Genomic DNA, 15,455 nt, shown 5'->3' with positions numbered 1-15,455 from the left:
CTGAAGTCAGAGTGGCTCCCGGCTATGGGATATATGAGCTTGCGAGAAGCGAAACGAGATATCAGTTATTACCTAATGGATTACTACAACTGGCGGCGTCCACATCACCACAATGACGGGATACCGCCAGCAAAAGCCGAAGAACGGCCTAACCAAGTGTCCGGATTTAGTTGACCACAACAAGAGAGGCGCCGCCTTAAAGGGGAATGGCCAGAAGGAATAATCTGGAAATATGGTCCTGATGGTCAGGTTCGCTACAGCATCGAGGAGTACGACAAGTGGGTAGAGTCAGCACAATAGAAAACCACGCCTCGCTGATAGCGGGGCTTACCGGGGTCGGCATGGCAACAAGATTCGGATCTGCTTCAGCTACAAGGGGCGCCGGTGCAGAGAGACATTGGATGTCCCCATCACGAAGGTAAACGTCAAATTCGCAGCGAACAAACTCGCTGCCATCAAACATGAAATCGCCCTTGGCAGCTTTGACTATGCAAAACACTTCCCCAACTCCAAGGCTTTGGCCCGCCTAGGGGTGCGAACAACCACCAGAATGACACTGACTGAGGCCGCAGTCGCCTTTGTTGAGAGCGCAGGGCCAACGATAGGCATATCGACAAAGCGCTCATATAGCAGCGCGTTCAAAAGGATGACCGAGTTTCTCGGACGCGATATGCCAATAGCTGACATGCTGCCAATGCATATTGAAAGACTGCGCAACCAGCTGCTCATCGATTGCCAGCCAAGAACAGTAAGAACCTATCTTGGCCATATCGGAAACCTGCTGAAATGGGCTGCGCGAAATGAGCTTGTTGAACGGGCATTCGACGTGCGGGTGTCCGCTGCCAGGCTGAACACCGAAAAGAGCGCAGACCCTTTCGAGCATTGGGAGTTCCAAAAGCTAATCGAGGTCACAACGAATCGGCAATTTAAGAACATATTGCTGGTCCTTGCCTACACCGGGCTCCGGCCCGGTGAGCTGAGGGCATTAAGCTGGGGTGACATCGATTTTGAAAAGAAGATCCTGCACGTGCGCCGAAACCTTACTCAGCAAAAGATGCAATTCAAGCTACCGAAGACAAACAGGACAAGAACAGTTCATCTTTTGCCCCCTGCGCTGAACGCGCTGCAGGATCAATTCAAGATAACTGGGGCACTTTTGGACGCAGAGATTGACATGCACCTACCAGGTGGCATGATCGTGCGCCAAACATTGCGCCCAGTCTTCCGACCAACCAAAGTTGTGCCGGACAGGCCACCTTTTTACTCTGGTGTTTTCCTGGTGGCCCCATGGCAGGCAGCAATCAAGAAGTCTGGGGTTCGTTATCGCCGGGCCTACCAACTTAGGCATACCTATGCCAGTTGGAACATCACCGCTCACGGAAACCTTGCGTTCATAGCTGAACAGATGGGTCACAACTCTGCAAGAATGTTGCAAGAGGTCTATGGAAAATGGATCGAATCGGCCAGCCGAAGTGAGGTCGATTCTATCTGGAGTTCGATGCAAAAAAATGGGCATTTGCCCCAATAGCGCCCCCGAATTTTCAACCAGTGCAGTAATGTGCTGATAATTAAGGAATTTTTTAACACACTATGCTTAGTAGCAACAACATCACCATGCAGTTCGGCGCCAAGCCGCTGTTTGAGAACATCAACGTCAAGTTTGGCGGCGGCAGCCGCTATGGCCTTATCGGCGCCAACGGCTGTGGCAAGTCCACCTTTATGAAGATCCTCGGCGGTGATCTGGAGCCCACTGGCGGTAATGTGAGCCTGGACGTCAACGAGCGCATCGGTAAGCTGCGTCAGGATCAGTTCGCCTACGAAGAGATGCGCGTACTGGACGTGGTCATGATGGGCCACACCGAGCTGTGGGCAGCCATCGCCGAGCGCGATGCCATCTACGCCAACCTCGAAGCCACCGACGAAGACTATATGAAGGCCGCCGAGCTGGAAGGTCTGGTTGCCGAGTATGACGGCTACACCGCCGAAGCACGCGCAGGCGAGCTGCTGCTGGGTGTCGGCATTCCGCTCGAGCAGCACAATGGCCCGATGAGCGAAGTGGCGCCGGGCTGGAAACTGCGGGTGCTGCTGGCACAGGCCCTCTTCTCCAACCCCGATATCCTGCTGCTGGACGAACCGACCAACAACCTGGACATCAACACCATTCGCTGGCTGGAGCAGGTGCTCAACGAACGTGAAAGCACCATGATCATCATCTCTCACGACCGTCACTTCCTTAACTCTGTCTGTACCCACATGGCGGATCTGGACTACGGCGAGCTGCGCGTCTATCCAGGCAACTACGATGACTACATGCTGGCCGCCACCCAGGCGCGCGAGCGCCTGCTGGCAGACAACGCCAAGAAGAAGGCCCAGATCGCCGATCTGCAATCCTTCGTCTCCCGTTTCAGCGCCAACGCTTCCAAGTCCCGTCAGGCGACCTCCCGTCTCAAGCAGATCGACAAGATCAAGATTGAGGACGTCAAGGTCTCCAGCCGCCAGAACCCCTTCATCCGCTTCGAGCAGGACAAAAAGCTCTATCGCAACATCCTGGAAGTGGAAGGTGTATCCAAGGGGTATGGCGACGGTCCCCTGTTCAAGGGCCTCAACATGATGATGGAAGTGGGCGAAAAGGTCGCCATTCTGGGTACCAACGGTATCGGTAAATCCACTCTGATCAAGACCCTTGTCGGTGCACTGGCTCCGGATACCGGCACCATCAAGTGGTCCGAGAACGCCCAGATCGGTTACTACGCTCAGGATCACGCCGAAGACTTCGACACTGATCTCAACGTGTTCGACTGGATGGCCCAGTGGAAACAGGAGAACGAAGACGAGCAGGCTGTACGCTCCATACTGGGCCGTCTGCTCTTCTCCCAGGACGACATCAAGAAGCCGGTCAAGGTGCTCTCCGGTGGTGAACAGGGTCGCATGCTGTTCGGCAAGCTGATGATGCAGCGCCCCAATATCCTGATCATGGATGAGCCGACCAACCACCTGGACATGGAATCCATCGAATCCTTGAACATGGCACTGGAGCTCTACCAGGGGACCCTGATCTTCGTCTCCCACGACCGCGAGTTCGTCTCCTCCCTGGCGACCCGTATCCTGGAACTGACCGAAGATGGCATCCGCGACTTCGGCGGCACCTACGAGGATTACCTGCGCACCCAGGGCGTGGTATAACCCCGCTCCTGCGCAAGTTCGCAATGAAAAACCGGCACTCACGTGCCGGTTTTTTTATATCCCGTTTTTAGACGACTGAGATGGCGTATAACCGCGGTGTGACTACACGCCACAGAACAGAGCACAGAGCACAGAACTTGAGTCTCCTCCTCTTCCCACAGATAAAAAAAACGGCTCCATCAAGGAGCCGTTTTCAATGGGTTGTGCAGTGCCGATTACTCGACGGTCGCTTCCACACTGGTGAAGTACTCGATCTTGGCCGCTTTACGCAGCTCGTCGATCAGAGACTTGTAATCCACCTGGGCTTTGCCCTGACCCAGCTGAGCTTGCAGCATGGCAGCCATACCGGATGCGGCGGCAGGGACGTTGACCTTGTCCAGCGCAACCACAACGCGGTCACCATTGGTCTCGGCAACCAGAGCCACGCTCGGCTTGCCGTCGATCGGATGGGGCAGCGTGAACGCCTGGGCAATCAGGTTCTGATCCAGCTCGCGATCGAAGCGGGCAACCCCTTTGTGGGTCTCCACTTTCAGACCGAGTGCAGTCAGATCGGCGGTGATGCTCTCACCGACCTTCAGCTTGTCCAGCAGGCCCTGGGCCTTGCCACGGGCCACTTCGCTAGCCTTGTCATGCTTGATGGCGGCAATCACCTGCTCTTTCACCTCGGCCAGCGGCTTGACCGCTTTGGGCTTGTGACCAGTGATGTGCAGCACCAGCGCCTTGCCGTCAGCCAGCTCGATCACGTCGGAGTTGGTGTTGTCATCGCGCAGCTGTTCGGAGAACGCCACGGAGAGCACCTTGGGATCATTCAGCGGAGCCGGAGCAGTCGCCTGGGTGAAGAAATCGGAAGATTGAACCTTCATCCCCATGGCATCAGCGGTCAGATCCAGCGAGTCCGGGTTTTCGAAGCTGTTGTCAGCCATCTTCTGCTGCTCGGCGAAGAACTTCTCCTTGGCCTTGTCAGCTTGCAGACGAGTGATGGTCTCTTCTTTCACATCGGCAAACGGCTTGGTCTGGGCGGCTTCAACCCCCAGCAGCTTGATGATGTGGAAACCGAACGGGCTCTTCACCACGGTGGAGAGATCACCAGCCTTGTTCAGGGCGAACGCGGCTTTCTCGAAGGCCGGATCCATCACCCCTTTCTCGAACCAGTCCAGCTCGCCGCCTTTTTTGGCAGAGAAGGTATCGGAAGAGTCAGCCTTGGCCAGCGCAGCGAAATCATCGCCCGCCTTGGCTTTGGCCAGCACGGCTTCTGCTTTCTGCTCGGCCGCTTTCTCGTCCTTGCCAAACGGGATCAGGATATGAGCCACGTGGCGACGCTCGGCACGCTGGAACAGATCCTGGTGCTGATCGTAGTAATCCTGGGCATCCTGCTCGGTGACCTTGATATCCTTGGCGAGGTTGGCAGCGTCCAGCAGCAGATAGTCGACCTTGACCTGCTCGTCGTTCATGAAACGGGCGCCATTGGTCTTGTAGTACTGCTCCAGCTCGTTGTCGGAGACCTGAACGTCAGCCATGTAGTTGGCAGCAGCCAGACGCACCAGACGCAGATCGCGAGTCTGGTTGTAGAGCTTGTCGAGCTGCTCCGCTTCGCCCTTGAGGGAGAATTCGGTGCCCAGCAGGGCGCTCATCAACTGTTGACGCACCATGTCCTGACGCAGGGAGTCACGGAACATTTCGGGAGTCATGCCGGCACGACGGATCAGCTGCAGATAGCGGTCATTGTTGAACTTGCCGTTCTCGGCAAACTCCGGCATGGCCACGATGGCTTGCTTGATCTGTTCGTCACTGATGCGCAGGCCCAGTTCACGGGCCTTGCTGTCCAGCAACGCCTGATCGATCAGCCGATCCAGCACGCCGCGGCGGAACTGTTTCATGTAATCGGGGTTCGCGGCCAGCTGGCTGAATGCCTCTCCCATCTGGGATTCCATGCGGGCGCGCTCGTTACGGTAGGCATTTTCCAGTGCCGCAGCACTGATCTCGGTGCCATTGACGGTGGCGGGGGCGGTACGGGCCGGGCCGTTCAGGTAACTACCTACACCAGCCAAGGCAAAGGAGAGGATGATCAGGCCCAAGATAACCTTGGCTACCTTGCCCTGCGCCCCTTCGCGTAGTTTATCCAACATCATGTTTGTACTTATGCTCCCGAACTCGATGGGCGTAAACAATAAAAAGGCGCACCGATTGCGATGCGCCTTGGTCAATCAGTATGAGAGAAGACTCTCTAACTTGTCTGGTCTGCGACCAAGGACGGTAGCCGACGGAGATCAGCGACCGACTTAGTTAACAGCGTCTTTCAGGGCCTTACCGGCTTTGAAGGCAGGAACTTTACCAGCAGCGATTTCGATGGTCGCGCCGGTCTGCGGGTTACGGCCTGAACGGGCAGCACGCTCGCGCACTGCGAAAGTACCGAAACCAACCAGAGCAACCTGGTCACCCTCTTTCAGCGCTTCACCAACAGCATCAATGAAGGCATCCAACGCACGGCCAGCGGCAGCTTTGGAGATATCGGCACCGTCTGCAATCTTGTCAATCAGTTGAGATTTATTCACTCTTATATTCCCCTTTTATCAAACACCGCTGCGGCGCTGATTTCCCTGGCCACAACAAGTGGAGGTTTTATAGCAAGCCTCCTGATCAGTTGCAAGTGACAATCTGGCGCAAACCCGCGCCACACAACGCATTGCGACTCATCACGAGTACCCGATCGGTGGTCAAGGCTACTTCCGTTATCGGGCGCATGCAAGCCTTAACCACCCGCCGAATGCGCCAAATTTGCGGCGCATCAACATTTACACGACAGAAACGCGCTCAAACCCCTGCGGATTGTCCTGCAACGCCAATTCCAGCACCTCGTCAATCCAGCGAACCGGATAAATTTCAAGGTCTTGTTTGACGTTTGCCGGGATCTCCTCAAGGTCACGCTCGTTCTCTTTCGGAATAAGCACTCGCTTGATGCCGCCACGGTGGGCTGCCAGCAACTTCTCCTTGAGACCACCGATGGGCAGCACTTCGCCGCGCAGGGTGATCTCCCCTGTCATCGCCACATCAGCACGAACCGGATTACCGGTCAAGCTGGAGACCAGGGCGGTACACATGGCGATACCGGCGCTCGGACCATCTTTCGGGGTTGCCCCTTCCGGTACGTGCACGTGGATATCGCGCTTCTCGTAGAAGTCGGCGTTGATGCGCAGCTTCTCGGCACGGGCCCGTACGACCGTCATGGCCGCCTGGATGGACTCCTGCATCACGTCACCGAGGGAACCGGTATAAGTGAGCTTGCCCTTGCCCGGCATGTTGGTGGTCTCGATGGTGAGCAGATCGCCCCCCACTTCGGTCCACGCCAGACCACACACCTGACCCACCTGGTTCTGGTCGGTGGCCTTGCCATAATCGAAACGCTGCACCCCGAGGAACTCCTTGAGGTTCTCCTGATTGACCTGAACATGCTTGATGCTCTTGTCCAGCAGGATGCGCTTGACCGCCTTGCGACAGATCTTGGAGATCTCGCGCTCCAGACTCCGCACACCCGCCTCGCGGGTGTAGTAGCGGATCACTCCGACCAGGGCAGAATCTTCGATGGTGATCTCGGACTCTTTCAGGCCGTTGCGCTGGATCTGCTTGGCAACCAGATGCTGCTTGGCAATGTTGAGCTTCTCATCTTCGGTGTAACCGGAGAGGCGGATCACTTCCATCCGGTCCAGCAAGGGACCCGGGATGTTCATGGAGTTGGAGGTAGCCACGAACATGACGTCCGACAGGTCATAATCCACTTCCAGATAGTGATCGTTGAAGCTGTTGTTCTGTTCCGGATCCAGCACTTCCAGCAAGGCGGATGCGGGATCGCCGCGCATGTCCGAGCTCATCTTGTCGATTTCGTCGAGCAGGAACAGCGGATTCTTCACGCCAACTTTCGCCATCTTCTGGATGAGCTTGCCTGGCATGGAACCGATGTAGGTGCGACGGTGACCGCGGATCTCCGCTTCGTCACGCACCCCACCGAGGGCCATCCGCACATATTTGCGGCCTGTCGCCTTGGCGATGGATTGGCCCAGCGAGGTCTTGCCCACACCGGGAGGGCCAACCAGACAAAGGATCGGGCCCTTGAGCTTGTTCACCCGTGCCTGTACCGCCAGATATTCGAGGATGCGATCCTTGACCTTCTCGAGGCCATAGTGGTCGGCATCCAGTACCTCTTGCGCCTTGCCAAGGTCTTTTTTGACTTTGGAGCGCGCCTTCCACGGCACCTGTACCATCCAGTCCACATAGCTGCGAACCACGGTAGCCTCGGCGGACATGGGAGACATCATCTTCAGCTTGGCGAGCTCGGCCTGGGCCTTTTCACGGGCATCTTCCGGCATGCCAGCCTCTTCAATCTTGCGATTGAGGGCTTCAAACTCATCCGGGCTATCTTCCAGCTCACCCAGCTCTTTCTGGATGGCCTTCATCTGCTCGTTGAGGTAATACTCGCGCTGGCTCTTTTCCATCTGCTTCTTGACGCGAGTACGGATGCGCTTCTCAACCTGCAGCAGGTCAATTTCCGACTCCATCATCGCCATCAGGAATTCGATGCGCTCGGAGACAGAGACGATCTCCAGCACCTTCTGCTTGTCTTCCAGCTTGAGCGGCATGTGGGCCGCCATGGTGTCAGCCAGACGCGCAGCATCGTCGATCGCCGATATCGAGGTCAGTACCTCGGGCGGGATCTTCTTGTTGAGCTTGATATAGCCTTCAAACTGGCCGATGGCGGAGCGAACCAGTACTTCCTGATCCTTCTCCTCAATAGCTTGGGAGGGGATGTACTGAGCCTCGCAGACAAAGAAATCCTTGTCGTCGATCATCCGCTCCAGGCGGGCACGCTGCCCACCCTCTACCAGCACCTTGACGGTGCCGTCCGGCAGCTTGAGCATCTGCAGAATATTGGCCACTGTCCCGACGGTGAAGATCTCCTCCACAGTCGGCTCATCGGTTGACGCATCCTTCTGGGCCACCAGCAGAACTTTCTTGTCCTGCTCCATGGCCGCTTCCAGACAGCGAATGGATTTTTCCCGCCCCACAAAGAGTGGAATGACCATGTGGGGATAAACCACCACGTCACGAAGAGGCAGGACGGGAATCTCGATGCGTTCTGAACGCTCTAGGTTCATATATGTCCTCTCGGCTTGTTATACCGTTGGCAAAGCGCTTGGCTGAGTATATGGGGGCGCTGAGATGAGATTCAATCGCCGAAACCGTAAAAAGCATGAAAGGGGCAAAAAGCCCCTTCCATTTGATTAAAAATCAGACATTTACTCTGATGCAGCAGCCTGGGTTTCGGGATTTTCGTAGATCATCAAGGGCGCAGAGTCCCCTTTGATCACGGTCTCGTCGATCACCACCTTGCTGACCCCTTCCAGAGAAGGCAGGTCATACATGGTATCCAGCAGTACGGCTTCCACAATGGAACGCAGACCACGAGCACCGGTTTTACGCTCCATCGCCTTGCGGGCAATGGCGTTGAGCGCGTCGTCACGGAACTCCAGTTCAACCCCTTCCAGATCGAACAACGCAGCGTACTGTTTGGTCAGCGCGTTTTTCGGCTCTTTCAGGATCTGGATAAGGGCAGACTCGTCCAGCTCGGTCAGAGTCGCGACCACCGGCAGACGGCCGATGAACTCGGGGATCAGACCATATTTGATCAGATCTTCCGGCTCCACCTTGGCGAAGGTTTCGCTCAGGGTGGCCTTGGCATCCTTGGATTTCACCTCGGCGCCAAAACCGATACCGGTTCCCTTCACGGAACGCTGCTCGATCACCTTGTCCAGACCGGCAAAAGCACCGCCACAGATAAAGAGGATCTTGGAGGTATCAACCTGCAAGAACTCCTGCTGCGGATGCTTGCGACCACCTTGCGGCGGCACGGAAGCGATGGTCCCTTCGATCAGCTTGAGCAGTGCCTGCTGTACCCCTTCCCCGGAGACATCGCGGGTAATGGAGGGGTTGTCCGACTTGCGGGAGATCTTGTCGATCTCGTCGATGTAGACGATGCCACGCTGGGCCTTCTCTACGTCGTAGTCGCACTTTTGCAGCAGCTTCTGGATGATGTTTTCCACGTCCTCGCCCACATAACCGGCTTCGGTCAGGGTGGTCGCATCGGCCATGGTGAACGGCACATCCAGCAGGCGAGCCAGAGTCTCGGCCAGCAGGGTTTTACCGCTACCGGTCGGGCCAATCAGCAGAATGTTGGATTTGCCGAGCTCAACACCACTGTTTTCGCCGCTGTTGCGCAGACGCTTGTAGTGGTTGTAGACGGCTACAGCCAACACCTTCTTGGCGTACTCTTGCCCGATCACATAGTCATCGAGATGAGCGCGGATCTGATGAGGGGTCGGCAGCTCGTTACCATCGCGCTTGGGCGAGATCTCGCGGATCTCTTCGCGGATGATGTCGTTGCACAGCTCGACGCACTCATCACATATGTAGACGGAAGGGCCAGCGATCAGCTTGCGCACTTCATGCTGGCTTTTGCCGCAAAAAGAGCAGTAGAGCAGCTTATCACCCTCACCCTTGCGTTTCTCTGTCATTCAGCAACCTCGTTTTATCAATAGAGGATGGATCGGCCTGTTGAGTTTACAACAGACCGGGACACCCTGCTCAGCTACGCTGGCTCAGGACACCGTCTACCAGGCCATAGGCCACGGCCTGCTCGGCGGACATGAAGTTGTCACGATCGGTGTCACGCTCGATGGTAGCCATGTCCTGACCGGTGTGGAACGCCAGGCGCTCGTTCAGGGTATTTTTGATCTTCAGGATCTCCTGGGCGTGGATCTGGATATCAGATGCCTGACCCTGGAAACCACCCAGCGGCTGGTGGATCATCACGCGGGCGTTAGGCAGGCAGAAACGCTTGCCCTTGGCGCCGCCAGCCAGCAGGAAGGCACCCATGGAGCAGGCCTGCCCCATGCAGACGGTGCTGACATCCGGCTTGATGAACTGCATGGTGTCATAGATGGACATGCCCGCAGTCACCGAACCGCCCGGCGAGTTGATGTAGATATAGATGTCCTTGTCCGGATTCTCGGATTCGAGGAACAGCAGCTGAGCCACCACCAGATTGGCCATGTGATCTTCAACCTGACCGGTCAGGAAGATCACCCGCTCTTTCAGCAAACGGGAGTAAATATCGTAGGAACGTTCACCCTTGGCAGTCTGTTCGACCACGATGGGGACCAGCGCATTGCTGGGAGAATCGGTCATATCGTTATAGTTCTTGTACATAAGGCATTGTCCCTAAAATAAAATGGCCCGAGTGGAGATCACACGAGCCATTATACTTAACAGTCTTGACCTTAAGTCAAATGTTCTTAGGCAGCGGCGCCAGACTTGTTGATCACTTCGTCAAAGGCAACTTCTTTTTCGGTCACTTGCGCTTTGGACAGGATCAGGTCGATGGCTTGATCTTCTACTGCCAGGTTACGAACGCCGTTCAGCATCTGTTCGTTCTTCTGATAGTACTCGATCACTTCCTTCGGATCTTCGTAGGCAGTCGCCATGGACTCGATGATGCTGTTTACACGGGCATCGTCAGCCTTGATCTCGTTGGTGCGGATCACGTCACCCAGCAGCAGGCCTACGCGTACACGACGCTCGGCTTGAGCCTGGAACAGTTCAGCCGGCAGCTCGGGAGCGTTACCGCCCTGGAAGCCACCGAAGCGCTGCAGAGCCTGCTGACGCAGTGCGTCGATCTCTTGAGCAACAGCTGCTTTCGGCAGGTCGATTTGGTTGGCTTCAACCAGACCGTTCAGAACCTGCTCTTTCACGCTGTTTTTCAGGGCTTGAGCCAGTTCGCGCTCCATGTTCTTGCGCACTTCGGCTTTCAGCTCTTCAACAGAACCGCTTTCGATACCGAAACGCTTCACGAACTCTTCGGTCAGCTCAGGCAGGATCTGCTCTTCAACCTTGATCAGCTTGGAAGCGAACTTGGCCTCTTTGCCTTTCAGGTTTTCAGCGTGGTAGTCAGCCGGGAAGGTCACTTCGATGGTGAACTCGTCGCCCGCTTTCTTGCCCAGGATGGCGTCTTCGAAGCCCGGGATCATACGGCCAGCGCCCAGCACCAGGTTGAAGCCTTCAGCTTTGCCGCCGTCGAACTCTTCACCGTCGATGGAACCGACGAAGTCCATGGTCACACGCATGCCATTGGCAGCGGCAACATCGGCATCAGCCCAGGTAGCATGCTGCTTGCGCAGGGTGTCGATCATGTTGGCCAGATCTTCGTCCTTCACGGTCGCAACCGGCTTCTCGACCTTGATGGTCTCGAGACCTGCAACTTCGAACTCCGGATACACTTCGAAAGTGGCGGTGAATTCGAAATCCTGACCTTCTTTGATCTCTTTCGGATCCATGGTCGGGGCACCGGCCGGGCTCAGTTTGTTTTCGATGATGGCTTTGATGAAGTTGCTCTGCATCATTTCATCAGCAACGCGGGCGTGAGCCATGGCGCCGAACATCTTCTTGATGATGGCAACCGGAGCCTTGCCAGGACGGAAACCGTCGATGCGACGAGTTTTGGCCAGGCCATTCAATTCTTTACGCACAGCGGCGTCTACGGTAGCGGCCGGTACAGTGATGGTAAGACGGCGTTCCAGACCCTGGGTTGTCTCTACAGAAACTTGCATTCTTCTACCTCGTTCAACTCAGCACTGTGTGCTGACCCTTTATTGCCCCTGGGCAAAGCCCGGAGTCTTCCTGTTTATAAAGACAACGATATGTCTTTGTGATGAGAAAATATGACGCGGCATTATAGCGGCGCACTTTGGTCGAGTCGAGCTACACATCCCCCACATTGAGCGGCGTGCAAGCACAATTCGTGCAAAACTGCCCTTTATATGGGGAGAGAGGTGCCCGACTTCAACTATCCGATGGCAATAATTTTGCGTTTGCTCACCTTTTTTCATCCGAACGCCGCTTTATTACCCATCTTTCGCCGAAAAACAGCCCACCGTTGCGGGCGGCGACTCAATTTGACCAGCCAAATGGCGATTGGACCAATCAACCATTGCGTCCCTACCCCTCCCTCGTTATGGTGGCAACCAAATTGATGATCTGGAGTCACTCACATGGCCTTTTTCCGCTTCTTGTTCAATCTGCTCTGGTTTGTACTGGGAGGTGTCTTTATGGGCCTGGCCTGGTGGCTGGCCGGTCTTGTCTGCTTTATCTCGCTGGTCGGCATCCCCTGGGGACGAGCCTGCTTCGTGATCGGCACCTTTACCTTCTTCCCGTTTGGCAAGCAGGCGGTCAATCGCAAGACCATGACCGGCCAGAGCGATATCGGCACCGGCACTCTGGGGCTGATTGGCAACATCCTCTGGTTTGTGCTGATCGGCGTCTGGCTGACCATCGGCCACATCGCTTCCGCGCTGGCCTGCTTCGTGACCATTATCGGTATCCCGTTCGGTATCCAGCACCTCAAGCTGGCACTCATCAGTCTGGCGCCCATCGGCCAGATGATAGTGACCAACCAGGAGGCGGAATCGGGCCGCTATATCCGCTAAACACGGGAAATGCGCGGGCAGACGCTGCCCTGCAACGAAAAAAAGGGCAGACTAGGGTCTGCCCTTTTCTATTCTCTTTTGTTGAGGCCGTCATGTTACCCAGCCACTTTTTCGCCAATCTCGCCCGCATGAAACTCATCTACCGCTGGCCCCTGATGCGCAACATCCAGCCGGAAAACATCGCCGAGCACAGCTTGCAGGTGGCCATGGTGGCCCATGCCCTCGGCATCATCAAAAATCGACTGTTTGGCGGCAGCGTGAATGCCGACCGCGCCGCCGTGATGGCCCTCTACCACGACAGCAGCGAGGTGCTGACCGGCGATCTGCCTACCCCGGTCAAATACTTCAACCCCGAAATTGCCCGCGAGTACAAGAAGATAGAACTGGCCGCCGAGCAGCGTCTGCTTGGCATGCTGCCGCCGGAACTGGTGGAGGACTTTCGCCCCCTGCTCGATTCGGCAGCCCAGGATGACGAGCTGGCCAGGCTGGTCAAGGATGCCGACACCCTCTGCGCCTATACCAAGTGTCTGGAGGAGATCAACGCAGGCAACCGGGAGTTTGAACCGGCTCGCAAGCGCCTCGAGGCCATGCTGGCAGCGCGGATGAGCGATGAGATGCGCTACTTTATCGACACCTTTGTGGCCAGCTTCTCCCTGCCACTCGATGAGCTTAACGCTCACTAAGCCAGTCTACATGACCTGAAAACAGAAGGGCCCGCCGGTTTGCACCAGCGGGCCCTTCGTTATTTATGGCGCATTAGATGCAACCCATCAGTGGCCCAGCTCGCGGGAGGGTACCAGACCGCTCGCCCGCCAGGCGGGATAGAGGGTCGCCACCAGACTCATCAGGATGGCGGCGCCCGTCACGATGAGCAGATCCTGCATATGCAACTCGGTCGGCAAGAAGTCGATAAAGTAGATATCCGGATTGAGGAAGCGGTGGCCAATAAGCTTTTCGACAACGCTCAGGATCTGAGTCAGCTTGCTCGAAAGCAGCCCGCCCAGCAGCGCACCGAGCAGGGCACCGGCCACGCCGTTGACCATCCCCTGAATGACGAAGGTAAGCCGGATCTGGCCGGGGCTCGCCCCCATGGTCTTCAGGATGGCGATCTCGCTGCGCTTCTCGTTCACCGCCATCACCAGAGTGGAGACGATGTTGAAACAGGCGACGGCCACCACCATCAGCATCACCACATACATGACGGTACGCACCATCTGGATGTCCTGATAGAGGTAGCCCTGGCTGTTCATCCAGCTGCGGATATAGACGTGATGAGGGAACTGCTGCGCGGCGGCTACGGTGATGGATTGCGCCTTGAGCACATCGCTCACCCGCAGGCTGAAGCCCTCCACATCGCTGCCCATGCCGGTGATCCCTTGCGCATCGGCCAGATGCATAAAGCCGAGCAGGCCGTCGAGCTGACCGCCGATCTCCAGCAGCCCTACCACGGTCAGGGCTTCGCGGCGGGGATTCTTGATCCCGGCCTGATCGCCCCCTTGCGGCAGCAGCAGGGCAACAGAATCCCCCACCTTGACCCCCAGTTTGTCGGCGATGGTCTTGCCAAGGATCACCCCACGTTCACCCGGTTGCAGCTCACGCAGACCACGGCCCGTCATGTATTTGCCTGCATCCGACAGATTGGCTTCCAGCTCCGGCAGCACGGCGCGCAGTTGCACCCCCTTGAGGGCGGAGCCGTGCTCCAGCAGGCCATTGAGGCGAATGACCGGGGCTGCCGTCTCAACGCCCGGCTGGGCCAGCAGGTAGTCGCGTAGACGCGGCCAATCCGGCAGCGGCCGCTCGACGGCGTCCAGCTCACCTTGCGGCACGACCGAGAGCACCCGATCTTTGAGCTCCCGCTCGAAACCGTTCATGGCAGAGAGGCCCAGGATCAGCGCCATCACCCCGAGGGCAATACCGATCAGGGAAGAGGCAGAGATAAAGGCGATAAACCCGTTGCGACGGCGGGAGCGGCTGTAACGCAGGCCCAGAAAGAGGGGCAGCGGTTTGAACATCAGGCAACCTCCGCCATCACGCCGCTCACCAGGGTCACCCGGCGATGGAGCTTGGCCGCGAGGCTCAAGTCGTGAGTCACTACTACAAACGCAGTGCCCAGTTCACGATTCAGTTCACACAGCAGTTCGTACACCGCGGTGGCACTGGCGTGATCCAGATTGCCGGTCGGTTCATCTGCCAGCACCAGACTCGGTTCGTTGACCAGCGCCCGGGCGATCGCCACCCGCTGACGTTCGCCACCGGAGAGCTCGGAGGGACGGTGATTCAAGCGATGGGAGAGCCCTACCCGCCCCAGCATCTTGGTTGCCTTTTCGGTGGCAACCGCCACCGACTCACCGGCGATCAGCAGCGGCATGGCCGCATTTTCCAGCGCACTGAACTCGGAGAGCAGGTGGTGGAACTGATAGACAAAGCCCAGCTCGCGGTTGCGAAAACGGGCCTGGGTGCGGCTGTCCCAATGGTGGATATCCTCCCCCTTGAACAGCACGGCGCCGCTGGAGGGGTTGTCCAGCGCCCCCATCAGATGCAGCAGAGTGGTCTTGCCGGAGCCGGAGCTCCCCACTACCGCCAGCATTTCACCGGGCGCGACACAGAGATCGATCCCCTTGAGCACCTGAGTCTCCAGCTCCCCCTCTTTATAGACATGATTGAGCGCCTGGCAGCGCAGCAGAGGTTCACGGGATACGGCTTCATTCATAACAGGGGCTCCACTTGCCTCGGTAACAACGC

Annotated in this window: 12 protein-coding genes and 1 pseudogene; 5 read left to right on the top strand and 8 right to left on the bottom strand. The window is 57.0% G+C overall.

Annotated elements, in window-relative coordinates:
* From L972_RS21330 to L972_RS06545, 3 genes and pseudogenes are all read left to right on the top strand, one after another.
* Nucleotides 1-174 (top strand): annotated as a pseudogene (locus tag L972_RS21330) (IS3 family transposase); the annotation flags it as partial.
* Nucleotides 175-352: 178 nt separating this feature from the next.
* Nucleotides 353-1,528, top strand: a complete 1,176-nt coding sequence (locus L972_RS06550) for an Arm DNA-binding domain-containing protein (RefSeq protein WP_407060767.1) — start codon at nucleotides 353-355, stop codon at nucleotides 1,526-1,528.
* Between the two features lie 62 nt (nucleotides 1,529-1,590).
* A complete protein-coding gene (locus L972_RS06545) occupies nucleotides 1,591-3,183 on the top strand; it encodes an ABC-F family ATPase (protein ID WP_047436812.1) in 1,593 nt (530 codons plus the stop codon).
* 215 nt (nucleotides 3,184-3,398) lie between these two features.
* Here L972_RS06545 and ppiD read toward each other — a convergent pair whose 3' ends face one another.
* The 6 genes from ppiD to tig all read right to left on the bottom strand — a co-directional run bounded on the left by ppiD (nucleotide 3,399) and on the right by tig (nucleotide 11,837).
* Nucleotides 3,399-5,312 carry a peptidylprolyl isomerase gene (ppiD, locus tag L972_RS06540; protein ID WP_047436808.1) on the bottom strand — a complete coding sequence of 638 codons (1,914 nt, stop codon included), beginning with the start codon at nucleotides 5,310-5,312 and terminating at the stop codon, nucleotides 3,399-3,401.
* 150 nt (nucleotides 5,313-5,462) lie between these two features.
* A complete protein-coding gene (gene hupB, locus L972_RS06535; protein WP_005315375.1) occupies nucleotides 5,463-5,735 on the bottom strand; it encodes a nucleoid-associated protein HU-beta in 273 nt (90 codons plus the stop codon).
* 240 nt (nucleotides 5,736-5,975) lie between these two features.
* On the bottom strand, nucleotides 5,976-8,330 hold the full coding sequence (gene lon / locus L972_RS06530) for an endopeptidase La (protein ID WP_005336976.1): 2,355 nt from the start codon (nucleotides 8,328-8,330) through the stop codon (nucleotides 5,976-5,978).
* Between the two features lie 141 nt (nucleotides 8,331-8,471).
* The gene (gene clpX / locus L972_RS06525; protein ID WP_005336977.1) at nucleotides 8,472-9,746 is read right to left on the bottom strand and encodes an ATP-dependent protease ATP-binding subunit ClpX; all 1,275 of its coding nucleotides are present in this window, start codon (nucleotides 9,744-9,746) and stop codon (nucleotides 8,472-8,474) included.
* 70 nt (nucleotides 9,747-9,816) lie between these two features.
* Entirely contained in the window at nucleotides 9,817-10,440 is a 624-nt protein-coding gene (gene clpP, locus L972_RS06520) for an ATP-dependent Clp endopeptidase proteolytic subunit ClpP (RefSeq protein ID WP_005336979.1), read from the bottom strand.
* 86 nt (nucleotides 10,441-10,526) lie between these two features.
* Nucleotides 10,527-11,837, bottom strand: a complete 1,311-nt coding sequence (tig, locus tag L972_RS06515; RefSeq protein ID WP_005345092.1) for a trigger factor — start codon at nucleotides 11,835-11,837, stop codon at nucleotides 10,527-10,529.
* A 441-nt stretch (nucleotides 11,838-12,278) separates the two neighbouring features.
* Between tig and L972_RS06510 the strand changes: the two genes are divergently transcribed.
* Both L972_RS06510 and yfbR read left to right on the top strand, forming a co-directional pair.
* The gene (locus tag L972_RS06510; RefSeq protein WP_047436792.1) at nucleotides 12,279-12,713 is read left to right on the top strand and encodes a YccF domain-containing protein; all 435 of its coding nucleotides are present in this window, start codon (nucleotides 12,279-12,281) and stop codon (nucleotides 12,711-12,713) included.
* 92 nt (nucleotides 12,714-12,805) lie between these two features.
* The gene (yfbR, locus tag L972_RS06505) at nucleotides 12,806-13,396 is read left to right on the top strand and encodes a 5'-deoxynucleotidase (RefSeq protein ID WP_047436789.1); all 591 of its coding nucleotides are present in this window, start codon (nucleotides 12,806-12,808) and stop codon (nucleotides 13,394-13,396) included.
* A gap of 87 nt (nucleotides 13,397-13,483) precedes the next feature.
* On the opposite strand, the gene lolE is transcribed toward yfbR, so the two are convergent.
* Nucleotides 13,484-14,725 (bottom strand): lipoprotein-releasing ABC transporter permease subunit LolE, encoded by a 1,242-nt coding sequence (gene lolE, locus L972_RS06500; protein ID WP_047436787.1) that lies wholly within the window; start codon nucleotides 14,723-14,725, stop codon nucleotides 13,484-13,486.
* Complete coding sequence (lolD, locus tag L972_RS06495) at nucleotides 14,725-15,423, bottom strand: lipoprotein-releasing ABC transporter ATP-binding protein LolD (RefSeq protein ID WP_005336988.1); 699 nt, start codon at nucleotides 15,421-15,423, stop codon at nucleotides 14,725-14,727. The genes lolE and lolD overlap by 1 nt, the downstream gene beginning before the upstream one ends.
* Between the last annotated feature and the right edge of the window lie 32 nt (nucleotides 15,424-15,455).

This window comes from Aeromonas sp. ZOR0001 (assembly GCF_000801015.1).
GTDB lineage: Bacteria > Pseudomonadota > Gammaproteobacteria > Enterobacterales > Aeromonadaceae > Aeromonas > Aeromonas veronii.
This window is presented reverse-complemented; position numbering and strand designations above follow the sequence as displayed.